Annotated in this window: 19 protein-coding genes; 11 read left to right on the top strand and 8 right to left on the bottom strand. The window is 69.7% G+C overall.

The features are described from left to right. Positions 1-159 precede the first annotated feature (159 nt). The 3 genes from Pph01_RS25650 to Pph01_RS25640 are packed head-to-tail and all read left to right on the top strand — an operon-like array spanning position 160 to position 4,078. Complete coding sequence (locus tag Pph01_RS25650) at positions 160-699, top strand: PadR family transcriptional regulator (protein ID WP_204075708.1); 540 nt, start codon at positions 160-162, stop codon at positions 697-699. Continuing rightward, the gene (locus Pph01_RS25645; RefSeq protein ID WP_204075707.1) at positions 696-1,451 is read left to right on the top strand and encodes an ABC transporter ATP-binding protein; all 756 of its coding nucleotides are present in this window, start codon (positions 696-698) and stop codon (positions 1,449-1,451) included. Before Pph01_RS25650 ends, Pph01_RS25645 begins: the two co-directional genes overlap by 4 nt. Next, a complete protein-coding gene (locus Pph01_RS25640; RefSeq protein WP_204075706.1) occupies positions 1,448-4,078 on the top strand; it encodes an ABC transporter permease in 2,631 nt (876 codons plus the stop codon). The genes Pph01_RS25645 and Pph01_RS25640 overlap by 4 nt, the downstream gene beginning before the upstream one ends. Before the next feature lie 16 nt (positions 4,079-4,094). On the opposite strand, the gene Pph01_RS25635 is transcribed toward Pph01_RS25640, so the two are convergent. Further along, a complete protein-coding gene (locus Pph01_RS25635) occupies positions 4,095-5,486 on the bottom strand; it encodes an MFS transporter (protein WP_204075705.1) in 1,392 nt (463 codons plus the stop codon). A gap of 72 nt (positions 5,487-5,558) precedes the next feature. Beyond that, positions 5,559-6,422: a hypothetical protein gene (locus Pph01_RS25630; protein ID WP_204075704.1), complete on the bottom strand. Its 864-nt coding sequence runs from the start codon at positions 6,420-6,422 to the stop codon at positions 5,559-5,561. A 314-nt stretch (positions 6,423-6,736) separates the two neighbouring features. Here Pph01_RS25630 and serA point away from each other — a divergent pair, with 314 nt between their 5' ends. Beyond that, entirely contained in the window at positions 6,737-8,326 is a 1,590-nt protein-coding gene (gene serA / locus Pph01_RS25625) for a phosphoglycerate dehydrogenase (protein ID WP_204075703.1), read from the top strand. 567 nt (positions 8,327-8,893) lie between these two features. Here serA and Pph01_RS25620 read toward each other — a convergent pair. From Pph01_RS25620 to Pph01_RS25605, 4 genes are read right to left on the bottom strand one after another with little or no spacing between them, the layout of a single operon-like run. Next, complete coding sequence (locus Pph01_RS25620; RefSeq protein ID WP_204075702.1) at positions 8,894-9,919, bottom strand: ROK family protein; 1,026 nt, start codon at positions 9,917-9,919, stop codon at positions 8,894-8,896. Beyond that, positions 9,916-11,103, bottom strand: coding sequence for a sugar ABC transporter permease (locus tag Pph01_RS25615; protein WP_204075701.1), 1,188 nt, complete (start codon positions 11,101-11,103; stop codon positions 9,916-9,918). The genes Pph01_RS25620 and Pph01_RS25615 overlap by 4 nt, the downstream gene beginning before the upstream one ends. Next, positions 11,100-11,819, bottom strand: a complete 720-nt coding sequence (locus tag Pph01_RS25610; protein ID WP_204075700.1) for an ATP-binding cassette domain-containing protein — start codon at positions 11,817-11,819, stop codon at positions 11,100-11,102. Before Pph01_RS25610 ends, Pph01_RS25615 begins: the two co-directional genes overlap by 4 nt. After that, the gene (locus Pph01_RS25605) at positions 11,820-12,908 is read right to left on the bottom strand and encodes a sugar ABC transporter substrate-binding protein (protein WP_204075699.1); all 1,089 of its coding nucleotides are present in this window, start codon (positions 12,906-12,908) and stop codon (positions 11,820-11,822) included. A 433-nt stretch (positions 12,909-13,341) separates the two neighbouring features. Here Pph01_RS25605 and Pph01_RS25600 point away from each other — a divergent pair, with 433 nt between their 5' ends. The 3 genes from Pph01_RS25600 (at position 13,342) to Pph01_RS25590 (ending at position 16,613) form a co-directional block, all read left to right on the top strand. Next, complete coding sequence (locus Pph01_RS25600; RefSeq protein WP_373315683.1) at positions 13,342-14,280, top strand: ROK family protein; 939 nt, start codon at positions 13,342-13,344, stop codon at positions 14,278-14,280. 45 nt (positions 14,281-14,325) lie between these two features. Beyond that, positions 14,326-15,375, top strand: a complete 1,050-nt coding sequence (locus Pph01_RS25595) for a 3-isopropylmalate dehydrogenase (RefSeq protein ID WP_204075697.1) — start codon at positions 14,326-14,328, stop codon at positions 15,373-15,375. 146 nt (positions 15,376-15,521) lie between these two features. Then, complete coding sequence (locus Pph01_RS25590) at positions 15,522-16,613, top strand: branched-chain amino acid aminotransferase (RefSeq protein WP_204075696.1); 1,092 nt, start codon at positions 15,522-15,524, stop codon at positions 16,611-16,613. Positions 16,614-16,763: 150 nt separating this feature from the next. On the opposite strand, the gene Pph01_RS25585 is transcribed toward Pph01_RS25590, so the two are convergent. Continuing rightward, positions 16,764-17,417, bottom strand: a complete 654-nt coding sequence (locus tag Pph01_RS25585) for an O-methyltransferase (RefSeq protein WP_204075695.1) — start codon at positions 17,415-17,417, stop codon at positions 16,764-16,766. Positions 17,418-17,746: 329 nt separating this feature from the next. Here Pph01_RS25585 and cimA point away from each other — a divergent pair, with 329 nt between their 5' ends. After that, positions 17,747-19,321, top strand: coding sequence for a citramalate synthase (gene cimA, locus Pph01_RS25580; RefSeq protein ID WP_204075694.1), 1,575 nt, complete (start codon positions 17,747-17,749; stop codon positions 19,319-19,321). A 19-nt stretch (positions 19,322-19,340) separates the two neighbouring features. Here the strand turns inward: cimA and Pph01_RS25575 are convergent, their stop codons facing one another. Continuing rightward, the gene (locus Pph01_RS25575) at positions 19,341-19,721 is read right to left on the bottom strand and encodes an antibiotic biosynthesis monooxygenase family protein (protein ID WP_204075693.1); all 381 of its coding nucleotides are present in this window, start codon (positions 19,719-19,721) and stop codon (positions 19,341-19,343) included. A 155-nt stretch (positions 19,722-19,876) separates the two neighbouring features. Between Pph01_RS25575 and Pph01_RS25570 the strand changes: the two genes are divergently transcribed. The 3 genes from Pph01_RS25570 (at position 19,877) to Pph01_RS25560 (ending at position 26,064) form a co-directional block, all read left to right on the top strand. Beyond that, positions 19,877-20,647 (top strand): fumarylacetoacetate hydrolase family protein, encoded by a 771-nt coding sequence (locus Pph01_RS25570; protein ID WP_204075692.1) that lies wholly within the window; start codon positions 19,877-19,879, stop codon positions 20,645-20,647. After that, positions 20,640-22,004, top strand: coding sequence for a glutamate--tRNA ligase (gltX, locus tag Pph01_RS25565; RefSeq protein ID WP_275412867.1), 1,365 nt, complete (start codon positions 20,640-20,642; stop codon positions 22,002-22,004). Before Pph01_RS25570 ends, gltX begins: the two co-directional genes overlap by 8 nt. 373 nt (positions 22,005-22,377) lie before the next feature. Then, positions 22,378-26,064 carry a S8 family serine peptidase gene (locus Pph01_RS25560; protein ID WP_239117018.1) on the top strand — a complete coding sequence of 1,229 codons (3,687 nt, stop codon included), beginning with the start codon at positions 22,378-22,380 and terminating at the stop codon, positions 26,062-26,064. Positions 26,065-26,143: the final 79 nt, after the last annotated feature.

Raw genomic sequence — 26,143 nt, 5'->3', positions numbered from 1 at the left:
CCCAAGTAGGACCGCCTCAGAGATCACATCAGCCACTCCAGGCGCGGCCTCCCGACGGCCTCTGGACCGATTTCTCCAGCGGTTGCGCGCCCGGCCGGGGTCGCCTGATCTCTTCGGCCGACTTGTCGAATGAATACCGAGTATGCATACTCAGTATTCATGTCGATCCGACACGGATTGCTCGCTCTGCTCAGTCAGGGATCACGACACGGCTACCAGTTGCGCGCCGAGTTCGAGGCGTCGACGGGGGCGACCTGGCCGCTGAACATCGGCCAGGTCTACACGACGTTGTCGCGCATGGAGCGGGACGGTCTCGTCGCGCCCGGCGAGCAGGACGAACAGGGCCGGATCGCCTACTCGATCACTCAGGACGGGCGAGCCGAGGTCGATCGGTGGTTCGCCACGCCCATCACCCAGACCGAGCGGCCGCGTGACGAGCTCGCCATCAAGCTCGCCATGGCCGTCACCGCCCCCGGAGTCGACGTCGGACGGGTCGTTCAGGCTCAACGGACCGCGACCATGCGGACCCTGCAGGAACTCACCCGGAACAAGCGCGGTCTGGACCGTCCGCTCGACACCGCGCAGACGCTGATTCTCGATTCCAAGATCTTCCAGGCCGAGGCCGAGCTGCGCTGGCTCGACCACTGCGAGGCCTTCCTCTCCCGCAGATCCCTCCAGCACCCCCAGGAACAGCAATGATCGATCGTGATCCGTCCCCCGTCCCACCCCCCGCAGAGGAGGATCCAGATCGTGATCTCGTCGTGGAACTGGCCGACGTCAGCCGTGTCCACGTTGAGGGGGCGCAGGTCGTCCACGCGTTGAAAGAGGTCAGCCTGGAGATCCGGGCGGGTGAGCTCATCGCGGTGATGGGGCCGTCGGGGTCCGGCAAGTCCACCTTGCTCAACATCGCGGGCGGCCTTGATCGGCCGACGTCCGGCGAGGTGATGGTGGAGGGGGAGCTCCTTGACCTCCTGCCGCCGTCACGGCTGGCCGCGCTGCGCAGGCGGCGTGTGGGTTATGTCTTTCAGGATCTCAATCTCATCCCGTCGTTGACGGCTGTCGAGAACGTGATGTTGCCGAGGGAATTGGACGGGGTTCGTACGGGGAAGGCGAGGCAGGAGGCTCTGGCTGTGCTCGGTGAGATCGGCCTCGCGGATCTGGCGGGTCGTTTCCCTGACGAGTTGTCCGGAGGTCAGCGTCAGCGGGTGGCCATCGCTCGTGCGCTGGTGGGGGAGCGGCGGCTGATCCTGGCCGATGAGCCGACCGGTGCGCTCGACACCGCGACGGGCGATGACATCCTGCGCCTGCTCCGCGCCAGGGCCGATGCCGGTGCGGCGGTTCTCCTTGTCACTCATGAGCCTCGGTATGCCGGCTGGGCCGACCGGGTCGTCTTCCTCAGGGACGGGCAGATCGTCGATTCGGCCACGGCCGGCCTGGTGAGCGCGCGATGAGCGCTTTCAGAGTCGCGCTCCGGATCTCCCGCAGGAACGCGTGGCGCTCCAAGAAACGCAGCGCGCTGATCCTCACCATGATCGCGCTACCGGTCCTCATCGCGACGTGCCTCGCCACCATGTTGGCCGGCTACCTGTACGAAGGCGACTACGGCGGGGACCTGCCCTTGGGTCGTGCAGACGTCGTGGTGTCCGGCTCTCCCGACTGGACCCATATGAGCCAGGACGGACAAGGCGGCGTCTCCTGGGACGGCGAGATGCCCGACCACGCGCGATCCTTCACCGCGCCCGAGGTCACCGCGATGTTCGGGCCGGAGAGCCGTGTGGTCCGGGCCGATCAAGGAGAACTGCGCTACCTGACCCCGCAGGGCTATCGCACGGACGTCGTCCGCCAGGCGGACCTGAGGGATCCGATCTTCCAGGGCACCTCTCTCCTACTGGACGGGAGGCTGCCGAAGGTGCCGGGCGAGGTGGTCATCTCCAGGGACGCGAGGGACAGGGGCCTGCGGATCGGCCAGACGCTGGTCGCCGGACGCACATCGTTGCACGTGGTGGGAGCGGCGATATTCCCCAACGGCATGACGCCCGACTTCGTCGCCTATCCGGGCAGCCTGCCCGACGGCGCCATCGAGGCCGTAGGGCCTGAAATGTCGACGTTCTGGATGGTGGACGCCCCGACGGCGGTGTCCTGGGCTGACGTCCCACGGCTGAACTCGAGAGGTCTGGTCGTCGTCAGTGGCGCCGCGGCGTCGTCGAACGTCGTGGAAGCCGGTTCCGTCGGCGGAGCCGACCTCGAGCTGGTCCCCTGGATCGCGATTATGTGGCTCGAGGTCGTCCTCCTCGCCGGGCCCGCGTTCGCCGTGGGTCAGCGGCGGCGGGCGCGGGAGTTCGCCCTGCTTTCCGTCCAGGGCGCCTCGCCGCGGCAGATCAAGGGGGTCGCCCGCGCCGACGGGTTGATCTTCGGCGTGACCGCCTCGTTGCTCGGTGCGGCGGCGGGCATCGGTACGGCGGCTCAGGCTGCACCGTGGTTCTCAGGCTGGTACGGAAAGTGGCCCGGGGGGTTCACGATCCCGTGGACGGCGGTGATGATCATCATCGCCATGGGCACCACAGCCGGGCTGCTGGCCTCTCTCGCTCCCGCTCGCGGCGCGAGCCATACGGATCCGGTCGCGGTGCTCACCGGCAGACGCGCACCAGGGCGTGACCGGGCGGGCCGTCCAGTGCTGGGTCTCGTTCTCATTCTCGCCGGTGTCACGGGCATGGCGGTGGGTGCGAGGACCGGCGTCTTCTGGATCGTGAGCGCCGCCTTGATCAGCCAGCTCGGCCTGGTGGCGGTGCTGCCCTGGCTGATCGCCAGGGCGGCGCGTGTGGCGGGGACGCTGCCGTTGCCGCTGAGGTTCGCCGTGCGTGACGCGGCCAGGAACCGTGCCCGGACGACTCCCGCGGTCGCGGCGGTGATGACCGCCGTCACGCTGTTCACCGCGTTGGGGCTGGCGTGGCGAAGCGGCCTGTCGGCACCGCCGGTCGTCCCCGAGGACTATCCGCAGGGGCCTGCCGGGGCGTTGTGGATCCGAGGCGACGATCTGGGCACAGAGCTTTGGGATCGTGTCCGCGCGTTAGTCCGTGCCGCGATCCCTGCCGGTGTGCCGGTCATCGAAGCGAAGACGCTGACGAGCGCGTCGGGCGAACCACTTCAGGCCCAAGACAGGTTGCCGGACTCGGAGCTCGACAATCAGCGGATTTTCGCTGACAACGTGGATCCCAGTGGCAGGGGCGGGCTCCTCGTCGGTGATGAGCGGCTTCTGCGTTATGTGCTCGGCCGCGACGACCCCTCGGCCGTGGCCGCCCTGCGCTCGGGAAAGGCCGTCGTGCTGAATCCCACGGTCGTCCACGGCGGGAAGGTCGACGTCGACCTCTTGCAGGTCGAGGGGATGACCTCGGGTGACATGCCCATGCTGCACCTGCCGGCCATCGGGGTGCGGCCCAGCGGCCGAGGCTGGGCACACGTCGTCGTGTCACCTGAGACGATTGCGAAACATGGTTACGCGACGGAGACGACGCTCCTTGTGGTGGATCCCGACGACTTCCGGGTGCCGCCGGGGACGGCGCGGCGGCTGCTCGCGGATCTGGAGAAACTCAGTCCTCAGGTGACGGGCCGGCTCGAAGGTGCCGAGCCCGTGGACGACTCGCCGATCCTCCTCCTGCTGGCCGCGGCCGCGGCGGTCCTTGTACTGGGGGTCACCTTTGTCGCCACAGGACTTGCCGCGGCGGAGGCGAGACACGATTTCGCGGTGATGTCCGCCGTTGGAGCCGCGCCCCGTACGAGGCGGTACGTGAAAGCCGGCCAGGCCCTGGTCATCGCGCTGGCGGGCACGATGCTGGGAGTCGTCGCGGGTCTCCTGGCGGGGGTCGCGGTCCGTTGGGGACTGATCCCCCGCAACGCGCCCAAACGGATCTTCGGCGCGGACGGCTTGAGCCTGACGCCGGCACATCAGGTGCTCCCCGTGATCGTCGTTCCGTGGAACCTGATCGCGATCCTGGTGGTCGGGCTGCCGCTGCTGGCCGCGCTCGTCTGCGCCGTGTTCACCAGGTCGCGACTGCCGGCGCCCCGGCGCAGACCGGCCTGACGCCGAGGCGGCGGTGTCAGGCCTCGGGCGCCGCCGTCTCCTTCGTCTCCTTCGTCTCCTTCGTCTCCGAGGCGGTGATCGTGGCCAGGCGGTCGGCGGAGAGGTCGTACTTGAAGGTCATCCAGACGCCCAGGATGGTGATCACGGCGGGGATGGCGGTGAGGCCGACGATGACGGCGGTGTGCGCGCTCTCCGGCTGGGTCACCGGGTTCTCCGGGTCGGAGGAGATGAAACCGCCCAGCGCCAGGACCGCGCCGTAGATCGTCGCGCCGAAGGCGGCGACCGCGTTCTCGGCCGCCGTCCACAGGCCGGTGAAGACGCCGCCCCTGCGCTCGCCGCTGACGGCACCGTCGTAGGCGATCACGTCGGCCAGCATGGAGAACTGGAGGAGCTGCAGGCCCGCGTAACCGACGCCGACCACCACCACGGCCAGGTGGGCGTACAGCGAGCCGAGGGCGGGGGCCCCGACGGCCAGCACGTCGCCGAGCGCGAACAAGGACCCGGCGAGGACCATCGCACCGCGCTTGTCCATCCTGCGGGCCAGCCACACCCACAGGGGCATGGTCACCAGCATGGGCCCGACGAGAGCGGCGAAGAGCGTGGTCTTCGCGTCAGGGTCGCCCAGCGTGTACGCGGCGAAGTACGGCGCGCCCGCCAGCATCACCCCGGCGGCGAGGGTCTGGGCGGAGCTGAGCCCGAGCAGCCAGAGGAAGGGCTTCGAGGTCCGCGCCGCCCGCAACTGGGCCCGCAACGACCCCGCGGACTGCTGCTGGCCGGTGAAGGGGGCACGGGCCGTGCCGTAGAACGAGCCGATCATCGCGGCGAGGAGGATGACGGCGAAGACGATCCCCATCACGCGGTAGCCGTCCACGGTGTGACCGGCGATGAGCGGCGCGACGATTCCGCTGAGCCCGATCGAGACCGCGATGAAGATCATGCGCCACTGCAGCAGCGACGTCCGCTCGTGGTAGTCGGTGGTCATCTCCGCCGGCATGGCCTTGTACGGCACCTCGTACAGAGCGAACCCAGACGCCGCGATCAGGAACATCACGCCCACGAAGAGCCCGGCCGGTACGCCCTTGAGCGGCGGCCCGATGAACATCAGGGCGAAGAAGAGCGGGAGGACGGCCGCTCCGGCGAGCAGCCACGGCCGCCGCGGACCCCACCGCGACGTCGTGCGGTCCGACCACTGCCCGACGAGCGGGTTGGCGATCAGGTCCCAGGCCTTGGGGAGGAAGACCACGACGCCCGCGAGCAGCGCCGGCACCGCGAGCACGTTGGTCATGTAGTAGAGCAGGAGCAGCCCGGGGATGGTCGTGAAGTTCGCCGAGCAGAAGGAGCCGACGGCATACCCGAGGCGCACACCGGTCGACACGTTCGAGGGGGGCCTGGCCGCCGCGGAAACCATGCCGCAATTCAAGCCGAGCAAGCGCCCGACCGGAAGACTTTCTAGATCGCAATCCGGGTACGGGAGCGGTGCTCAGTCCGTGACGTCGGCGCAGACGACGTGTGCTCCGAGCTCGATCATCCGGCGCTCGGTCTGGGAGTCCGCCACGCGGGCCATGAGCGCGGGCGCCTCGCTGGCCGCGAGTTGCGGCAGCTGGGCCCGGACCCGGCGGTGCAGGCTCTTGACGATGTCGTCCGCGGACGGCGTGTGCACCTTGACGTGCAGCATGATCCCCGACGTCCCGGCCGCGGTGCGCGCCTCGGAGATCCACACGTGGTGGACCAGGGGGAAGTCGCGGAGCATCTCGCCGATCGCCACTCGGAGGGCGGGCAGGATCGGATGGTTCGTCCGGCGATAGCTGGGGTCGACCACCGGCGCGGCGCCCGGCTGGTGCTGCCGCGGCGCGGGCACCCACGACGACGACACGGCGGCGGAGACCGGGACGGGTGCGCTTCGCGGCATGTGCGCGCTCGTGATGGCCGCCATGGCCCCCGTGGCGTACGCCGCGGGGACAGGGGTGGTCTGCCTGTTCAGCGCGGGCGTGGGACCGGTGCGGGTCGTCCGGAGATACCGCTGGAGGTCCTCGATCGGCACGGCGGCCGCCGCGGGGCCGGCGGCGTCGATGACGACCTCCCGGACTCCGGTGACGCGCTGGATGTCGAGGATGGTGTCCGCGTCGCAGACCGACAGGGAGTGGCTCCCGTTGTGCCGCGCGTAGGTCGCGGGCCCGGTGTAGCCGAGCAGAACGCGCTCGCCGTTCTGGGTAGTGCCGAGCACCACGGAGCGGTCGGGCCGGACGGCCACCAGGATGCCCCACTCCGCCAAAGCGGCAAGCAACTCCTGGGGTCCGCCGTGCTGCGCGAGCACTTCGCCGAGGGAGGGGTTCCCGATGCTCATATGCTGAACGATAGGTAGAGAACCATGGCTTAAGCAGGCTAATCGTCAAGATTGGGTGCTTTCAATACCAAGACGACCCCGGTACGGATAGGACCGGTCCAAGTTGGGTAAACAGACCCACTAGTGCCTACATCGGCATAGGTCTCACCCTTCTCTGTGGTCACACGAGACCCCGGCCCCCGGTTCGCCCAACCCCTGTCTTCGTGGAATCCGCACGGGTTCCGTCTCGGATGGCGGATCGCTCGTGAGAGCTTTCACAAGCTGCGGCTAGACTCGCGCGTGTCCGAGCCGTCGCACTTCCGAAGGACTGACCAGTGACCAGGCCTGTCGTACTTGTCGCAGAAGAGCTCTCCGATGCGGGGCTCGCCGTCCTCGGCGCGGACTTCGAGGTCCGCCATGCCGACGGCGCGGACCGGGCGCAGTTGCTGCCCGCGCTCGCCGACGTGGACGCCGTGATCATCCGCAGTGCCACCCAGATCGACGCGGAGGCCGTGGCCGCGGCGCCGAAGCTGCGGGTCGTCGCCCGCGCGGGCGTCGGGCTCGACAACGTCGACGTCGAGGCGGCGACCAAGGCGGGCGTCATGGTCGTCAACGCGCCGACCTCCAACATCACCAGCGCCGCCGAGCACACCGTCGCCCTCATCCTCGCCAGCGCCCGCAACGTCGCCCAGGGCCACGCCGCGCTCAAGGACGGCGAGTGGAAGCGCTCCAAGTACACCGGTGTCGAGCTCGACGGCAAGGTCGTCGGCATCCTCGGCCTCGGGAAGATCGGCCAGCTGGTCGCGCAGCGTCTGCAGCCGTTCGGCGTCGAGCTCATCGCCTACGACCCCTACCTGCAGCCCGCCCGGGCCGCCCAGATGGGCGTGCAGCTCGTCTCCCTCGAAGAGGTCCTCGAGCAGGCCGACTTCATCACCGTGCACCTGCCGAAGTCGAAGGAGACCATCGGTCTCATCGGCGATCGCGAGCTGCACCAGGTCAAGCCGACCGTGCGTCTGATCAACGTCGCCCGCGGCGGCATCATCGACGAGAACGCCCTCTACGCCGCCATCAAGGAGGGCCGCGTCGCCGGCGCCGGCATCGACGTGTTCGCCAAGGAGCCCTGCACCGACAGCCCGCTGTTCGAGCTCGACCGGGTCGTGGTGACGCCCCACCTCGGCGCCTCCACCCACGAGGCCCAGGAGAAGGCCGGCACCCAGGTCGCCCGCAGCGTGAAGCTCGCGCTCGCCGGGGAGTTCGTCCCGGACGCCGTCAACGTCCAGGGCGGCGCCGTCGCCGAGGACGTCAAGCCGGGGCTGCCGCTCACCGAGAAGCTCGGTCGCATCTTCACCGCTCTGGCGGGCGAGGTGGCGACCCGCCTCGACGTCGACGTCCGCGGGGAGATCGCGTCCCAGGACGTGCGCGTGCTCGAGCTCGCCGCCCTCAAGGGCGTCTTCACCGACGTGGTGACCGACGCGGTGACCTACGTCAACGCGCCGCTCCTCGCCAAGGACCGCGGCGTGGTGGTCGAGCTGGTGACCAGCTCGGAGAGCCCCGACTGGCGCAACGTGATCACCGTCAAGGGCGTGCTCGCCGACGGCCGCACGGTGTCGGTCTCGGGCACCCTGTCCGGTCCCCGGCAGATCACCAAGATCGTCGAGGTCAACGGCTTCGCGATGGAGATCGAGCCCACCGACCACCTGGCGTTCTACACCTACACCGACCGTCCCGGCATCGTGGGCATCGTGGGCCGCCTGCTCGGCGAGCACGGCGTCAACATCGCCTCCATGCAGGTCTCCCGGAACGTGAAGGGCGGCAAGGCCCTCATCGCGCTCACCGTCGACTCGGCCATCCCGGCCGACGTCGTGGAGCAGATCGGCGCCGAGATCGGCGCCGACAGCGGCCGTACGGTCGACCTGGAGGACTGAGCACGAACCGGCGGCCCTCGAGCCGCCGCCGAACACACGAGCAGGGAGCCGATCGCCGATCGGCTCCCTGTTTCGTTTCCCGGCCTGGTCTTTCTACAGGTGGGACCCAGGAGGCCGGAGTGACGAATGTGCCTGGTCAAGCCGGTGGTGCCCCTGAGACTTCATCTCAGTAAGTGAGATGCTAGGTCGTCCTACAAGATACTGGGGTAACCTGACTGGTGATGACGCGCCAGGTGTTCGTACTCCTTACCTGCCGCGGCGGGGCCTGATCATGGCAGGCCGGCGACCCGCCGCGGTGTGCGGCGCGTGCCGGCCAGTGGCTTCTCGGTTCCAGGGCGTGTGATCCGCGCCGGAGCTCGAAAGTCATGAGCCCCGGGTTCGCGACCGGAATCCGCCTCCCAGCATTCCTTCCTGGAGATGAGATCCGCCATGTACGAGATGTATCCATGGAATCGGCCAGAAGACGCGGAAGACGAGGCCGCCTCCGCGCTGCAGACCGCCCTCGACCGGCGTGACAACGGCGGTTCGCCGCAGCGCTGACCTTCACCGGCCCGTGGGGGCGCGCCTTCACATGGTCGGCCGGACGGCCTGACCGGTCGGCGTGTCCCCGTCCAGCGCCAGGGCGATCGCCCCGTAGAGGGGCGCGTCGTCGACGAAACGCGCCGGCACGACCTCCGGCGGGTACGGCACGGCCTGCCGTACGGCCTCGCGCAGGCGGGGCATGATCAGCGAGGCCGCGCCCATCATGCCGCCTCCGACCACGACACGGGACGGATCGAGCGCGACGCAGAGGTTGGCCACGGCGAGCCCCAGTGCGTCGAGGGCGTCCTCGAGCAGTGTCCGCACGCGTGGCTCGTCGCCGCGGTCGAACAACTGGGCCGCGGTCACCGGGCTGCCGAGCAGTTCGGTGCCGCGCTCGGCCAGCGCGACCCCGGAGACGTACTCCTCCAGGTGCGCCCGGGCTGCCGCGGGCTCCGGCCCCTCCTGCGCGTGTGCCGTGACCCCGTTGTGCCGGGGAATCCGCAGGTCGTCCGCGTGGCGGGCGAGGTAGGCGATCTCTCCTGCCGCGCCGTGCGCCCCCCGGGCCACCCGGCCGTCGACGACGAGTCCGGCCGCGAGCCCGGTGCCGAGGTTGAGGTAGATCCCGTCACGCACTCCCGCGAGGTTGCCCCACCTCAGCTCGGCGGCCGTCGCCGCCTTCACGTCGTTGGCGACGAACACGGGCGTCCCGCCGAACTCCTCCCGCAGCAGCCCGGGCAGCGGCAGCCCCTCCCACCCCGGCACGTTGGGCGCGAGCCGTACGACGTCGTCGCGGACGATGCCGAAGGTGGACACGCCGACGGCGACCAGTTCTCCGGCCCGCGAGGCGAGCAGCGAACGGCAGGCCGCAACGGTGCGGCGCACCACCTCGGCCGCCCCCTCGGCGCCCCGGGTCTCCAGGCGCGTCACCTCCAGGGCCGATCCGGGGACCGCCCTCGGTGCCGACGCGGAGGGCGCCTCCATGGCACCCGCCGGTGCCACGGCAAGCGCCACCTTGGTGCCCCCGAAGTCGATGCCCAGCACGTGGGGGAGCGGCCTCGCGGTGCCGCTCACGTGGTGCTGCCGCGCCGGGCGAGCGAGTCGATGGCCACGGCGAGCGCGAGGACCGCGGCGGTGACCATGTACCGGACGGAGGAGTCCACGCTCAACAGGAACATGCCGTTCGTGATCGACTGGATGACCAGGATGCCGAGCAGCGCCGCATAGGTCCGCCCCCGGCCGCCGAACAGCGACGTTCCGCCGATGACCGCCGCGGCGATCGCCATGAGGAGGATGTCGCTGCCGCCCGATCCCTGGTTGACGGCCGAGAGGCGGCTCGCCGACAGGATGCCGCCGAAGGCCGCGAGCGTGGACGACAACACGAACGCCAGCACCCGGATCCGGGTCACGCTGATGCCCGCCCGCCTGGCCGCCTCGACGTTGCCGCCGACGGCGTACATCCACCGGCCGAACGCCGTGTGCCGCAGCACGAGGTCGAAGGCGACCACGAGCGTGCCGAAGATCACCAGCAGGAGGGGCACGCCCCGGTCCGCCGACATGACCAGTACGGCTCCCGCCAGCACCACGGTCAGACCGCCGATCTTGACGGCGGCCCACCACACCGGCGGCACGGGAAGCTCCGCCGCGAGCCGCAGCCGCCGGTTGACCAGGCTCGATCCTCCGGAGGCCAGGACCAGCAGCGCGACGATCGTCCAGGCGAGCCAGGACGGCAGCCACGTGTCGCTCAGCTTGGCCACGAAGCCGTCGAAGGGCAGGTTGACGATGCCGCCCTCGCCGAGCAGGTAGAGCAGCAGGCCCTGCCAGCCGATCAGACCGGCGAGCGTGACGACGAACGACGGCATCCTGAGCCGGGTGAACATGACCCCGTGCAGGAGGCCGACCAGCGCTCCGGCCGCCAGGGCGACGACGATCGCCAGGATCGGGTTCCAGCCCTGCCGTACGGACAGGATGGCCATGACGACCGCGCACAGACCGCTGACCGATCCCGCGGACAGGTCGATCTCGCCCAGCAGGAGCACCATGATGATGCCGAGCGAGATCGTCCCCGTCGCCGCCATCTGCAACGCGAGGTTCGTGAGGTTCTCCGGGGACAGGAAGTGCTCGTTGAGCGTCCCGAAGACGACGGCGATCGCCACCAGTGCGCCGACCACCGGCCAGGCGCCGAGATCCCCGTGCCGCAGGCGCTCGACCGCCTCCTTCGGCGTGTACGGCTTGCGCGTGACGGTGGCGGCGTTCATGCGGCGGCTCCGGTGATGGCTGCCACGATCGACTCCTGGGTGGCGTCGGCCGTACGGAACTCGCCGGCGTTGCGGCCGAGGCGCAGCACGACGACGCGGTCGCTGACCGCGCGCACGTCGGCGAGGTTGTGGGAGATGAGCAGCACGGCGAGGCCGCGTTCGCGCAGCCGCCTGATGAGGTCGAGGACCTGGGCGGTCTGCTCGACGCCCAGGGCGGCGGTCGGCTCGTCCAGGATGACCAGGCGGGGCTCGCCGATCAGCGCGCGGGCGATGGCCACCGACTGACGCTGGCCGCCGGAGAGCATGGCCACGGGCACCCGGATGTCACGGATGCGCACGTCGAGGGAGGTCAGCAGGTCGCGCGCGGATCGTTCCATGCGGATGTGGCTCAGCAACGACCACTTCCGGCGTTCCGCGCCGAGAAACAGGTTGGCCACGACGTCGAGGTTCTCGCAGAGCGCGAGGTCCTGGTAGACGGTCGAGATGCCGTGCCGCTGGGCGTCGTGCGGGTTGCCGATGTGCGCCGGCTCGCCGTCGATCGCGACGCCTCCCGAGTCGGGGCCGACCACGCCGGCGATGACCTTCACCAGGGTCGACTTGCCGGCCCCGTTGTCACCGACCAGGGCGACGACCTCGCCGGGGTGCAGGTCCAGGCTCACCTCCTGGAGAGCCTGGACCGCGCCGTAACGCTTGGACACGTTGTTCGCGGAGATCATCTACTGGATGCCCGCCTTCGCGCACGCGTCCTTGAGCTCCGGCGTGCAGATGTCGGACGCCTTGTAGAAGCCGTCCTTGACGATGGTTCCGGCGATCTTGTCCGCGGTGACGGGGATGGGGTCGAGCAGGAACGACGGGACGCTCGCCGTGCCGTTGTTCACCGTCGTGGGCGCCGTGGGCTTCTCACCCTTGGCCACCGCGACCGCCAGCTCGGCCGACTTCTCCGCCTCGGCCCTGATGTCGAGGTAGATGGTCATGTACTGGTCGCCACTCAGGATGCGCTGGATGGCCGCGAGCTCGGAGTCCTGGCCGGTGATCGGCGGCATGGCGCTGTAGCCCGCGCGCTTCATGGCGGCGATGGCGCCGCTGGCCATGCCGTCGTTGGCCGACAGGACGCCGACGATGTTGTCCCTGCCGAGGGCCGTGATGGCCTGCTCCATCTCCTGCTGCGCCTTGTCGGGGCTCCAGTCGGGGGTGTCGAACTCCCGGCCGATCTTGACCTTGCCGTCGAGGACGTTGTGCGCGCCCTTCTTGTAGTCGGCCGAGCTGGGGTCGGTGGGGGAGCCGTGGATCATCACGATCTGACCCTTGTCCACCGTCCCGTTGGCGGTCAGCGCGTCCAGCAGGCCCTGCCCCTGCATCTCGCCGACCCGGACGTTGTTGAACGACACGTAGTACTCGTAGCCGATGCCGGAGATCAGGCGGTCGTACGCGATGACCGGCACCTTCTTCTGCTTGGCCTGGTTGACCAGCGGGGCCACGGCCGCCGCGTCGACCGCGTCGAGCACCAGCACGTCGGCGCCCTGGGTCAGGGCGGCCTCGACCTGCTGCTGCTGTTTGGTGGCGTCCTGGTCGGCGTTGGAGTAGAGGAGCTTGCAGTCCGCGCAGAGCGCCTTCACCTTGGCCTCGAACAGCGGCCGGTCGAACGCTTCGTACCGGGTCGTCTTCGACTCGGGCAGGAAGAGGGCGATGGTCTTGCCGCCGCCGCCCTCCTCTCCGGGCTTCGCGGCGCCCGTGGTCGAACCGTTCCCGCAGGCCGCGGCGAGCAGAAGCGCCGCGGCGGATATGGCCAGCATTCCTCGACGCATTGGACACGATCCTTTCTCATGACCCCGAGGGTTGATAAGAAAGGTAATTTACTATCAGGTGGGATGACTAGGGGTTGAGCAAGATCACGTTCGCGGAGGCCGCATGGTGCAGGGCGATCCACTGATGATCAACTGGCCCGCCTTCCGCGGCGGGTATGTCAACCTTGGGAACGTGGTGAGTATGGGCGGCGGGACCGCCAACACGACGAGCCTGCTCAGAGTCATGAACGAGCGGGCGGTGTTCGGCGAGATCTTCAGGCTCGGCAAGGTCTCCCGGCCCGAGCTCGCCCAGGCCACCGGGCTGTCCAAGCCGACGATCTCAGTGGCGCTCGCCGATCTGGAGCGTGCCAGACTGGTCCGCCCGGTCGGCCTGCGGACCGGCAACGCGGGCCGCGCCGCCCTGCTGTACGAGATCCGCCCCCAGGCGGGCGCGGTGCTGGCGGTCGACATCGGCCGGGCGTACGTCCGGCTCGCGCTCGCCGACCTGGTGGGCGACATCGTCGCGCGCAGGGACGAGCCGTCGCGGGCGGAGAGCTACGACGAGGTGCTCTCCCAGCTGTCGGGGATCGTCGACCAGCTCACCGCCGAGGCCGGCATGACCCGCGGGGACATCACGCTCAGCGTCTTCGGCACCCCCGGAATCCACGACAAGGAGACGGGCATCCTGCGGCTGGCCCCCAATCTCCCCGGCTGGGAGCAGCCGGGCGCGGTCGAGCGGCTCGCCGACGTCACCGAGTCGCCGTACGTTGTGGAGAACGACGTCGACCTCGCCGCGGTGGGGGAGGGCGCCTACGGCCTCGGGCAGGGCGTGTCCCACTTCGTCTACGTCTCCATCGGCACCGGGATCGGCATGGGCGTCGTCATCGACGGCAAGCTCTACCGCGGATCCCAGGGGGCGGCGGGTGAGATCTCCTACCTGCCCGTCGGTGAGGGAGATCCGCTGGTCAACCCGGGACGCGGCATGTTCGAGTCCGTCGCGTCCGCCGACGGGGTGGTGGCCACGGCGGGACGGCTCGGCATGGTCGCGGCCACGGCCAAGGAGGTCTTCGACGCGGCCAGGACGGGCGACGAGATCGCCGGCAGGGTCGTCGCCGCCGAGGCCGACCACGTCGCGCACGCCCTCGCGGGCGTCACCGCCGTGCTCGACCCCGAGTTGGTCGTCCTGGGCGGGGGGATCGGGGCGCAGGCGGGCGACCTGCTGATCGAGCCCGTCGCCGCGCGGCTGGAGTCGCTCGTCGCGCTGCGGCCGCCGCGGATCGAGAGCTCCACGCTGGGGTCGGACGCGGTGCTCCTCGGAGCGATGGCCTTCGGGCTCACCACCGCCCGTGATCTCGTGTTCGAACGCGCGGTGGCCACGACGCCGCTCGGATGATGAGACCGTTGTTCGACCTCCGAGACGAGCCGGTAAGGTACACGCATGGAGTCGAGCAGCATCCGCCTGGCGGTGATCCCCGGTGACGGGATCGGCGGCGAGGTCGTCGCCGAAGGTCTCAAGGTCCTTGACGCCGCGGGCGTCAAGACGGAGACGGTCGAGTACGACCTGGGAGCCAAGCGCTACCACCTGAGCGGGGAGACCCTCCCCGACGGCGTGCTCGAGGAGCTTCGCGGCTTCGACGCGATCCTGCTCGGCGCGGTGGGCGACCCGAGCGTCCCGCCGGGCGTCCTGGAGCGCGACCTGCTGCTGCGGCTGCGTTTCGAGCTCGACCACTACGTGAACCTGCGGCCGGTCAAGCTCTACCCGGGGGTGGAGACCCCCCTCGGCGGCGTCCGGCCCGAGGACCTCGACATGATCGTCGTCCGTGAGGGCACCGAGGGCCTGTACGCGGGGGCCGGCGGCGTCCTGCGCCGCGGCACGCCGCAGGAGATCGCCACGCAGGAGTCCCTGAACACGGCCTTCGGCGTCGAGCGCGTCGTCCGCTACGCCTTCGACAAGGCGCAGGCGCGTCCGCGCCGCAAGCTCACCCTGGTCCACAAGACCAATGTGCTGACCTTCGCGGGCGACCTGTGGGCCCGCACGGTCGACCGGGTCAGCGTCGAGTATCCCGAGGTCACGACCGACTACTGCCACGTCGATGCGGCATCGATGTTCTTCGTCAACCAGCCGCAGCGGTTCGATGTGATCGTCACCGACAACCTCTTCGGCGACATCCTCACCGACATCGGCGCGGCCGTCGCCGGCGGCATCGGGCTCGCGGCCAGCGGCAACGTCAACCCGTCCAGGACCACGCCGTCCATGTTCGAGCCGGTCCACGGCAGCGCGCCCGACATCGCGGGCCAGGGCAAGGCCGACCCCACGGCGACGATCCTGTCGGTCGCCATGCTCCTCGACCACGTGGGCCTCGGCGACGCGGCCGCCCGGGTCGAGCGGGCCGTGGCCGACGACCTGCTCGGTCGTCAGGTGACCGCCGGATCAGGCAGGCAGACCAGCGAGATCGGCGACGACATCGCCGCACGAGTAGCCGGCTGAAGCCGGGCCGCTCACCCCCTTCCACAGCGCATGGCGGCCCGGTTCGGGCCGCCATGCGCTTTTTCATACCCATCGCATGCCCTAGGTTTCCGTTAGCCGCTTCGTCGCACAATGAAGATGACGACGTAGAAAGAAGGATCCACGCCATGACCACCCAGCTCAGCTTCGACGTGCAGCTCAACCAGCAGGCCCGCACCGTGGCCGAGCGGGAGCAGGTACTGGCGAGCCCCGGCTTCGGGCAGACGTTCACCGACCACATGGTCTCCATCGACTGGACCGAGGGGCGTGGCTGGCACGACGCGCGGCTCGAGCCGTACGGGCCGCTGCTCCTCGACCCCGCCACCTCGGTGTTCCACTACGCCCAGGAGCTGTTCGAGGGACTCAAGGCCTACCGGCAGGCCAACGGGTCGATCGTGGCGTTCCGCCCCTATGCCAACGCCGCCCGGTTCAACCGGTCCGCGCTGCGCATGGCGATGCCGGAACTGCCCGAGGAGACGTTCGTCGAGTCGCTCGAACTGCTCGTCCAGACCGACCGTGACTGGGTGCCGACGACCGAGGGGCACAGCCTCTACCTGCGCCCCTTCATGATCGCCACACAGGCCGGGCTCGGGGTGAACCACCCGTCGCGGAACTACCGGTACATGGTGATCGCCTCGCCGGCCGCGTCGTACTTCTCCGGCGGCGTGCAGCCTGTCTCGGTCTGGCTGTCGACCGAGTACACCCGGGCGGCCCCCGGCGGCACCGGGTTCGCCAAGTGCGGCGGCAACTACGCGGCCGCCTTCGTCGCCCAGCGCCAGGCAGTCGAGCAGGGTTGCGACCAGGTCGTCTGGCTCGACGCCTTCGAGCACCGCTGGGTCGAGGAGATGGGCGGGATGAACCTGTTCTTCGTCTTCGGCGACCGCCTCGTGACCCCGGCCCTGACCGGCACCCTGCTCCCCGGCATCACCCGGGACTCGATCCTCACCATGGCGAGCGAGCTCGGCGTCAAGGCCGAGGAGGGCAAGATCTCCATCGAGGACTGGCAGTCGGCCTGCGAGTCGGGCGAGCTCACGGAGGTCTTCGCGTGCGGGACCGCCGCCGTCGTCACGCCCGTGGGCACGGTCAAGGGATCCGACCGCGGCTGGACCATCGGCGACGGCACCCCAGGCCCAGTCACCCTCAAGATCCGCGAGGAGCTGATGGGCATCCAGTTCGGCAACCGCCCCGACACCCACAACTGGGTCCACAAGATCTGCTGACCCCCTGCCCGTGATCATGCACAGGTTCGGGAAGAGCGCCCCCGACCTGCGCAGTTTCTGTTCGTGATCATGCACGGATTCGATGGAAGGCCCTCCGACCAGGCCTTCCACCGGCCGTGATCATGCACGAGATGCCCTTGCGGGCCAGGATCAGCCCTTACGGACCAGGGTGAGGCCGTCGCCGATCGGCACCAGCACCGTGCGGACGCGCGGATCGCCCGCGACGAGGTCGTTGAAGGCGCGCATCCCCGGGACGTTGCCCCCGTACGATGCGTCGGTGATCTTCCCGTGCTGCAGCGTGTTGTCCACGGCGATGAGGCCGCCCGGCACGAGCCGTGCGAGGACCTCCTCGTAGTAAACGGGGTAGCCGGCCTTGTCCGCGTCGATGAACGCGAAGTCGATCCACTCCTCCTTGGGCAGCGCCCGCAAGGTCTCGGCGGCCGGCCCCAGGCGAAGCTCGATCTTGTCGGCAACACCCGCCTCGTCCCAGTAGCGCCGTGCGATCGACGTCCACTCGTCGCTCACGTCGCAGGCAAGGAGGCGCCCGTCGGACGGCAGGCCCCGGGCGATGCAGATCGACGAATAGCCGGTGAAGGTCCCCACCTCGACGGCCTGCCGTGCTCCGGTGAGCTGGACGAGCATGGTGAGCAGCGTGCCCTGCTCGGGGGTGATCTGCATGCCGGCGCTCCCGCCGGTGACCCGCCGCGTCTCCTCCGCCAGGGCGAGCAGGAGGTCGTCGGGGGGAGTGGTGTGCGAGACGGCGTACTCGGCCACGGTGGCGTCGATGAAATTGGCAGCCTTCATGACGACCACCCTAGACAACCGATCTCCCGCGGAGCGTGGAGATTCGGACACGCTCGGGGTCGTGATCACCTCCTCCGTCCGCGATCGGAAAGGCGTGTCCACAGCCGGTCGGCGTCTCGTCATTCGAGATCGATGTGCCAAATGCTGAAGTCGTATGGCAGACTGCAAGGCACTATGCGCTTCGGTCTGCTCATTATCAGCAGGCGCGCCAGCTAAAGGGACAACGCCGGCGCGCAGACCTCTCACGTCCGTGGGGGGTCTTTTTGTTTGGCCGGAAACCCCGGAAAGCGCGCGCGGCGACCATGAACAACCGCGAAGGAGACAGAGCAATGGCCGACGACGGCTTCCACGTGTACGACACGACCCTCCGTGACGGCGCCCAGCAGGAAGGGCTCAACCTCACGGTGGCCGACAAGCTGGCGGTCGCACGGCACCTGGACGCCCTCGGCATCGGCTTCATCGAGGGCGGCTGGCCGGGTGCCAACCCCAAGGACACCGAATTCTTCCGGCGAGCCCGCACAGAGCTCGACCTGAAGCACGCGCAGCTCGCCGCGTTCGGCGCGACCCGCCGGGCCGGGGTGAAGGCCGCCGACGACCCACTGGTGGCCGCATTGCGCGAATCCGGCGCGCCGATCGTGACCTTGGTCGCCAAGAGCCACGACCGGCACGTTGAGCTGGCCCTCCGGACGACACTCGAGGAGAACCTCGCGATGATCCGCGACACGGTCTCCCACCTGCGCGCGGAGGGCCAGCGCGTCTTCCTCGACGCCGAGCACTTCTTCGACGGCTACAAGTCCAACCCGTCGTACGCGCTGGAGGTCCTCCGTACGGCCGCGGAGGCGGGGGCGTCGGTGATCGCGCTGTGCGACACCAACGGCGGCATGCTGCCCGACGAACTCACGGACGTCGTCCACGATGCGGTGGGCACGGGTGCCCGGATCGGCATCCACTGCCACGACGACACCGGCTGCGCCGTGGCCAACACTCTCGCCGCCGTGGCGGCCGGCGCCACCCACGTGCAGGGCTGCGCCAACGGGTACGGCGAGCGGTCGGGGAACGCCAATCTGTTCACGGTCGTGGCCAACCTTCAGCTCAAGAAGGGCTTCGACCTCGTCCCGGCTCAGTCGCTCGGCGACATGACCCGCATCGCCCACGCGATCACCGAGGTGACCAACGTCACCCCCAACTCGCACCAGCCGTACGTCGGGACCTCGGCGTTCGCGCACAAGGCGGGGCTGCACGCGTCGGCGATCAAGGTGGACCCGAACCTCTACCAGCACATCGACCCCGCGGAGGTCGGCAACGACATGCGGATGCTGGTCTCCGACATGGCCGGCCGGGCGTCGGTCGAGCTCAAGGGCCGCGAGCTGGGTTACCGCCTCACCTCCGACCAGTCGCGCGAGCTCGTCGACCGGGTCAAGGACCTGGAGTCCCGCGGCCACACGTTCGAGGCGGCGGACGCGTCGTTCGAGCTCCTGCTCCGCGACACGGTCTCAGGCGAGCGGAAGCGGCACTTCTCGGTCGAGTCGTGGCGGGTGATCGTCGAACGGCGTCCCGCCGGGGACATCGTCAGCGAGGCCACCGTGAAGCTGCACGCCAAGGGCGAGCGGATCGTCGCCACGGGCGAGGGCAACGGCCCCGTGAACGCCCTCGACAAGGCCGTACGGCTGGCCCTCGAGCAGCTCTACCCCGAGCTCGCGGTGGTACAGCTGATCGACTTCAAGGTGCGCATACTGGAGGGCACGCTCGGCACGGACGCGGTCACCCGCGTGCTGATCACCTCCAGCGACGCCACCGGCGACTGGGCGACCGTGGGCGTCGACGAGAACATCATCGAGGCCTCGTGGCAGGCGCTCGAGCAGGCCGTGACGTACGGGCTGCTGCGCGCCGGCCACACCGTCTGATCTTCGTGCGGGGCGGGGGTCAGGACTTGCGGGGCTCGGCGCTCTCGACGACCTCGAACGACCACAACTCCGAGCCGGAGGCGGCCGGGCCCTGACCGTGGCCGTGTCCCTGCCCCTGGGCCTGTCCGTGGCCGTGACCCTGGGCGCCGGCCTCCGCCGCCGCCCGGGCGTGGCCGGCCTGGAAGGCCTGGCTCTGCTGCCAGCGCTGGAAGTCCTCTTCGCTGCGCCAGCGGGTGTAGACGAGGTAGCGGTCCGTCCCGTCGACGGGCCGCAGCAGTTCGAACCATTCGAACCCGTCGGAGGACTCGACCATCCCGGCCCGGTTGGCGAACCGCTTCTCCAGTTGCTCGCGCATCTCCTCGGGCACCGTCAGCACATTGATCTTCACGACCGAAGGCACATGGACTCCCCGTACGACTCGATGCTCGTAATGCCGGTGACCGTCCGGTCACCAAGGACCACCTTACGGCGACCGTACGGCACGGCCCGGCAGGCGGCTCGCCGCGAGCGCAAATGCGAGTGTGACCACTCGTCGATCGGCACTAGGCTCGTGACGTGCGTATCGCGAGGTTCTCCACAGGCGACGGGGTCGCTTTCGGAGTGGTGGAAGAGGGCGAGCAGGTCATCGCCAAGATCGACGGTCACCCCTTCGGCGGGGTCCAGCTCACGGGTGAGCGGTATCCGCTGGCGGAGGTCCGCGTGGTCGCCCCGATGTTGCCGAGCAAGGTCGTCGCGATCGGCCGCAACTACGCCGACCACGCCAAGGAGATGGGCAACGAGGCTCCGGCGGAGCCGATCGTGTTCCTCAAGCCGAGCACGTCGGTGATCGGCTCGGGCGAGGCCATCGCGTACCCGGAGAAGCTGACGGAGCGGGTCGACTTCGAGGGCGAGCTCGCCGTGGTCATCGGGCGGCTGTGCCGTGAGGTGCCGGTCGAGCGGGCGTACGACGTGATCTTCGGCTACACCTGCGCCAACGACGTGACCGCCCGTGACCTCCAGTCCAAGGACGGGCAGTGGACGCGGGCCAAGGGCTTCGACACGTTCTGCCCGCTGGGCCCGTGGATCGAGACGGACCTCGACCCGAGCGACCTCGCGCTGACCACCTCGGTCAACGGCGAGCTCCGGCAGAGTGCGCGCACGTCGCTGCTGCTGCACGACATCCCGGCGCTCATCGCGCACGTGACCGCTTTCATGACCCTGCTGCCGGGCGACGTCATCCTGACGGGCACGCCCGCCGGGGTCGGCCCGCTTTCCGTCGGCGACGAGGTCAGCGTCGGCATCGAAGGAATCGGAACTCTCACGAACCGGGTGGTCTCACGTGACTAGGGTGCGCTTCGCCCCTTCGCCCACCGGCATGTTCCACGTCGGCGGGGCACGCTCCGCGCTGTTCAACTGGGCGCTCGCCGAGCAGTCCGGCGGCACCTTCGTGCTGCGCATCGAGGACACCGACGCGGCGCGCAACCGGCCGGAGTGGACCGAGGGGATCATCTCCGCCCTCGCCTGGATCGGCATCAACGGCGACTCGCCGTACTTCGAGGGCCCCTACTTCCAGTCGGCCTACGAGCAGCAGCATCGTGAGGCCGCGGCGAAGCTGCTGAAGGACGGCAGGGCCTACCACTGCACCTGCACCCGCGACGAGGTCAAGGCCAGGACGGGCTCCGAGCACCAGGGCTACGACGGCTACTGCCGCGACCGGGGCCTCACCGAGGGTGCGGTGCGGTTCCGCACGCCCGACGAGGGCGTCACGATCGTGGATGACAGGGTCCGCGGCCGGGTCGAGTTCCCGAACTCGGCGATGGAGGACTTCGTGATCGTCCGCGGCGACGGCTCACCGCTGTTCGTCCTCGCGAACGTGGTCGACGACATGGAGATGCGGATCGACAGCGTGATCCGGGCCGAGGAGCACCTGTCGAACACGCCCAAGCAGCAGCTCCTCTGGGAGGCGCTCGGGGCCGAGCCGCCCCAGTGGGCGCACGTGCCGGTGATCGTCAACGAGAAGCGGCAGAAGTTGTCCAAGCGCCGCGACAAGGTCGCCCTGGAGTCCTACCGGGACGAGGGCTACCTCGCGGAGGCGATGGTCAACTACCTCATGCTGCTCGGCTGGAGCCCCGGCGACGACCGGGAGATCCTGCCCTGGTCGGAGATGATGCCGCTGTTCCGCCTGGAGGACGTCAACCAGTCGCCGGCGTTCTTCGACGAGAAGAAGCTGCGCGCCTTCAACGGCGAGTACATCCGGGCGTTGCCGCTCGACGTGTTCGTCGCCCGCTGTGAGCCGTGGCTGGACCCGTCCTGGGACCGGGGCGTGTTCGGCAAGGTGGCGGAGTTGGCCCAGACCCGGATCGCGGTGCTTTCGGAGGTCACGGCGAACGTCGACTTCCTCTTCCTCGAGGAGCCCGTCTTCGACCAGGCGTCCTGGGACAAGGCGATGAAGCCGGGCGCGGCGGGGATCATCTCCGGCTACGCCGAACGGCTCGAGTCGGTCAACTGGGACGCGGAGTCGCTCAAGACCGCCCTCGAGGAGGTCGGCGCCGAGCACGGGCTCAAGCTGGGCAAGGCCCAGGCCCCGGTTCGGGTCTCGATCACCGGCCGGACGGTGGGCCTGCCGCTGTTCGAGTCCATCGAGGTCCTCGGCCGGGCACGCGCCCTCGACCGTCTCCGCACCGCCCTGGCCAAGCTGGCCTGAGCGCACTCGGCGCTCTCATCTGATCACGCGCACCTTCGTGTGAGCCCTCTGCTCACACGGAGGTGATCATGCGCGCCCTTTCGCGCCGTCGAGAGTCGTACGGCGTGCACCCCCGACTCGGGGACTTGCCGGCAGTCAAAAATTCTTGTCCGGTTATTGTGCGATCTATGCCCGTTTAGTGCCACATGTGCGTTCATGTCACACGCAGGCAACATTCATCTCCTTGACACCACAAATCAAGATCTTCAGATTGGCCTGTGGCGAAATCAGCCGGTTCAGAGCCGGGACGGTCCCGGCCGCTCGAACCCCTCACCGCCGGTGACGTCGCCGTACCCCCTGTAAGACCTGAGTCAAGGAAGTGCTCGTGGCACTCATGCCCTCCCGCGGGTCGCGGCTACTCGCCGCCGCGGTGGCCATGGCGTTGTTCGCGGTGACCCCGCCCACGTACGCCGCCACCCAACCCTCCGCACGAACCCAGGTAACCGCCGCAGACGCCCAGCCGACCGCCACCGGCGGATCGCACACCATCACCCTGATCACCGGTGACAAGGTCGTCGCCGGGCCTGCCGGCACCGTCTCGGTGCTCGGTGCGGACGGCGAACCCGTCGCCGCCCACGTCACCACCGTCGGCACGGACACCTACGTCTACCCGGAGAGCGCGCTGCCGTACGTCTCCGCCGGGGTGCTCGACAGGCGGCTGTTCAACATCACCCTGTTACTGGCCGACGGCTACGACGACGCCCACGTCGACCACCTCCCCCTGATCGTCACGTACAAGGCCGCCGTCCAGTTGCGCGCCCAGCGGGTGCCTGAGGGGGCCACGACGGTGCGCACGCTCGACAGCATCCAGGGGGCGGCGGTGGCCGCCGACCGGTCGGCGGACTTCTGGGAGTCCCTCACCGCTGGAGGCGCCGCCGCCCCGCAGGCCCGCGCACAGGACACCGCGCCCTCGTTCGCGGCCGGTGTCGCCAAGGTGTGGCTGGACGGCAAGGTCAAGGCCGACCTGAGCGACACGGTGTCGCAGATCGGTGCGCCCGAGGTGTGGGCCGGCGGCGACACCGGCGAGGGCGTGGACGTCGCCGTGCTCGACACCGGGGTGGACGCCACGCATCCCGACCTGGCGGGCCGGATCGAGGACAGCGCCAGCTTCGTGCCCGGCGAGGACGTCACCGACCGGCACGGGCACGGCACCCATGTCGCGTCCACCGTCGCAGGAACAGGCGCCGCTTCCGATGGCAAGGAGAAAGGCGTCGCCCCTGGCGCCGATCTGCACATCGGCAAGGTCCTGAGCGACTCGGGCCAGGGCCAGGACTCCTGGATCATCGCCGGCATGGAGTGGGCGGCCAGGGACGAGCACGCCAAGGTCGTCAGCATGAGCCTCGGCACCGACGCGCCCGCCGACGGCACCGACCCGATGAGCCAGGCTGTGAACGCTCTCACCGCCGAGACGGGAGCACTGTTCGTCATCGCCGCCGGCAACTCCGGCCAGAGCGGCGACCGTACGATCGGCAGCCCGGGAGCCGCCGACGCGGCGCTCACCGTGGGAGCGGTGGACGGCGCGGACAGGCTGGCCGACTTCTCCAGCCGCGGCCCCCGCCTGGTCGACGACGCGCTCAAGCCCGAGATCACCGCGCCCGGCGTCGACGTGCTCGCCGCCCGTTCGCAGTACACCCCGGGCGAGGGGCCGTACAGGACCATGAGCGGCACCTCGATGGCCACCCCGCACGTCGCGGGAGCCGCCGCCCTGCTGGCCGCCGAGCATCCCGGCTGGACCGGCGCTCAGCTCAAGGACGCCCTGGTGAGCACGGCGAAGCTCACACCGGACTACGGGCCCTACGAGGCCGGCAGCGGGCGCGTCGACGTCGCCGCGGCCACGAAGGGCACCGTCTTCGCCACCGCCAGCGCCTACCTGGGCATCCACTCGCCGAGCAAGGAGCCGGACGCCAAGCCTGAGCGGACCCTGACCTACACCAACATGGGAGACGCCCCCGTCACCCTCGACCTGTCGTTCGACGACTCGGACCTCCCCGACGACATGTGGTCCCTGTCCGCCTCGCAGGTCGTGGTGCCCGCGCACGGGCAGAGCACGGTGACGCTCTCCGCCGACCTGTCCCGCGCCGAGCCCCAGTTCAGCTACAGCGGTCAGGTGCTCGCCACCGGAGCCGACGGCACGGTGCTCGCGCACACCGTCGTCGGCGTCAGCACCGGGGAGAAGCCCAGCCGTCTCGTCGTCACCGCCACAGGCAGGGACGGCGAGCCGATGCCCGGCCTGGTCAACATGATGCGCGAGGGCGACCCCGCGGGCCTGTACTACTCCTTCGTCACCACGTCCGGCTACGTGAACGCGCTGCTTCCCAACGGCACGTACTCGGTGTGGATGTGGGGGCAGGTGGAGGGCACCCACGGCCCCAACTCCCGCGGAATGGCGCTCATGAGCGCGCCCATGGTCGTCCTGGACGGCGACGCCACGCTGAAGCTGGACGCGTCCACGGCGCACGAGATCAAGGCCGTCACGCCCAAGGAGGCGGCCGACGCCGCCGTCCGCGTCGACTACCACCGCACCCTCGGCGACACGGCCTCCATCACCGACTCCTACACGCTCAGTACCACCTTCGACAGCGTCTGGACGAACTCCACGCAGAAGCCGGCCAAGGGCGAACTGTCCGTCACCGCGCGCTGGCGCAAGATCCAGCCGCTGCTGTCGGTGGAGAACGGCAGGCAGTCCTACGACGACCTGTGGGTGCTGCCCGGAGGCGGACTGCTGCCCGAGGGCACGTCGGACGTGGACGCGGTCTTCGCGGGCGGCGGATCCGCGGCCGACTACGCCGGCATCGACGCCAAGGGGAAGGTCGCGGTCATCCGTTACGGCGACACCGACAAGCAGGTGCCGGCCGCCGTCGCGGCGGGCGTGAAGCTGCTGCTGATCGTCAACGACGAGGCCGGACGGCTCCGCGAGCCGCTCCGCCGTACCCCGCTCACCGTGGCGTCCCTGACCAAGGACGCGGGCGAGCAGCTCATCGCCCGGCTGAAGGAGGGCCCGGTACGGCTCCATGTGACCTCGCACCCCGCCACCGAGTACCTCTACGACTTCGTCCGTACGTGGAGGGGGGCTGTGCCGAAGGACGTCACGTACAAGCCGAAGCAGGACGACCTGGCCAGGGTGGAGGTCGACTTCCGCAACGACCCGGCCGACGAGGTCGACGAGTACCGCTACGACCTGTCTCCCGGCCTGAGCGCCAAGGTCGGCGCCACGATGCTGAGCCGGGCCCAGGGCCACCGCACCGACTGGGTCACCGCGGACGCCCGCTGGATGAGCGAGGCGGAGGTCCCCAGAGAGTCGATCCAGTACGGCGGAAGCGTGTCCTACCGTGCCGGGTCGACCGCCCACGAGGAGTGGTTCGGCCCCATCCAGCGGCCGAGGATCAACGACGCCGTCGGCCTTCCCCGGCGTACCGGTGACGCCGTGCAGGTCGAGGTGCCGGGCTGGGGTGACTCGGGTGCGAACCACGCCGGGCTCGCCGTGCCCGGCCAGCTCGCCCAGTCGCTCGCCCTCTACCAGGGGGACACCCTCGTCACCCAGACGGAGGGAGGGTTCCTCTACGCGGACGTGCCTCCGGGCCGGCGTCCGTACACGCTGGTCGCGACGACGGAGCGCGACGCGGCGGTCTATCCGCTCTCGCTCAGGACGACGACCAGGTGGCGCTTCACCTCGGCGACCGCCGACCCGGAAAGGGCCGCCCAGTTGCCGCTGATCCAGCTCGACTACGGCGTGGACACCGACGCCGGAGGGAGTGCGGACCGGTCGGCCAGGCTCACGCTGACGCCGTCCCACCTGCCAGGGGGCCCGGACTCCGGCAGGATCCGCTCAGCCGGGCTCGACGTCTCCTACGACGACGGCGCCACCTGGCACAGGCAGCGCCTCGACCGGACGCGGGACGGCTGGGTGACCAGGCTGCACGCCCCGGCCGATGCCGAGCACCTCACCCTGCGCGCCACGGCAGAGGACACGTACGGCAACAGCGTCGAACAGACGGTTGTCCGTGCCATCGGCCTGAAGTAGCGCCGATCGCCGGGCGTCCCCGGTCCGCGTCGCGGGCCGGGGACGTTCCCGCGTGATCTCATCGATCGCCGGGACCCGG

The sequence above is a fragment of the Planotetraspora phitsanulokensis genome (assembly GCF_016863295.1).
Lineage (GTDB): Bacteria > Actinomycetota > Actinomycetes > Streptosporangiales > Streptosporangiaceae > Planotetraspora > Planotetraspora phitsanulokensis.
The sequence above is the reverse complement of the archived record's forward strand: the minus strand, read 5'-3'. Positions and strand labels throughout refer to the sequence as shown.

What these genes read in the sequence shown, in the direction of transcription:
- Pph01_RS25585 (WP_204075695.1), bottom strand. Translation starts at nt 17,417, where the DNA reads ATGAAGGCTGCCAATTTCATCGACGCCACCGTGGCCGAGTACGCCGTC.
- cimA (WP_204075694.1), top strand. Translation starts at nt 17,747, where the DNA reads ATGGCCGACGACGGCTTCCACGTGTACGACACGACCCTCCGTGACGGC.
- Pph01_RS25650 (WP_204075708.1), top strand. Translation starts at nt 160, where the DNA reads ATGTCGATCCGACACGGATTGCTCGCTCTGCTCAGTCAGGGATCACGA.
- Pph01_RS25560 (WP_239117018.1), top strand. Translation starts at nt 22,378, where the DNA reads ATGCCCTCCCGCGGGTCGCGGCTACTCGCCGCCGCGGTGGCCATGGCG.
- Pph01_RS25590 (WP_204075696.1), top strand. Translation starts at nt 15,522, where the DNA reads ATGACCACCCAGCTCAGCTTCGACGTGCAGCTCAACCAGCAGGCCCGC.
- Pph01_RS25605 (WP_204075699.1), bottom strand. Translation starts at nt 12,908, where the DNA reads ATGCGTCGAGGAATGCTGGCCATATCCGCCGCGGCGCTTCTGCTCGCC.
- Pph01_RS25640 (WP_204075706.1), top strand. Translation starts at nt 1,448, where the DNA reads ATGAGCGCTTTCAGAGTCGCGCTCCGGATCTCCCGCAGGAACGCGTGG.
- Pph01_RS25615 (WP_204075701.1), bottom strand. Translation starts at nt 11,103, where the DNA reads ATGAACGCCGCCACCGTCACGCGCAAGCCGTACACGCCGAAGGAGGCG.
- Pph01_RS25610 (WP_204075700.1), bottom strand. Translation starts at nt 11,819, where the DNA reads ATGATCTCCGCGAACAACGTGTCCAAGCGTTACGGCGCGGTCCAGGCT.
- Pph01_RS25635 (WP_204075705.1), bottom strand. Translation starts at nt 5,486, where the DNA reads ATGGTTTCCGCGGCGGCCAGGCCCCCCTCGAACGTGTCGACCGGTGTG.
- Pph01_RS25645 (WP_204075707.1), top strand. Translation starts at nt 696, where the DNA reads ATGATCGATCGTGATCCGTCCCCCGTCCCACCCCCCGCAGAGGAGGAT.
- Pph01_RS25630 (WP_204075704.1), bottom strand. Translation starts at nt 6,422, where the DNA reads ATGAGCATCGGGAACCCCTCCCTCGGCGAAGTGCTCGCGCAGCACGGC.
- Pph01_RS25595 (WP_204075697.1), top strand. Translation starts at nt 14,326, where the DNA reads ATGGAGTCGAGCAGCATCCGCCTGGCGGTGATCCCCGGTGACGGGATC.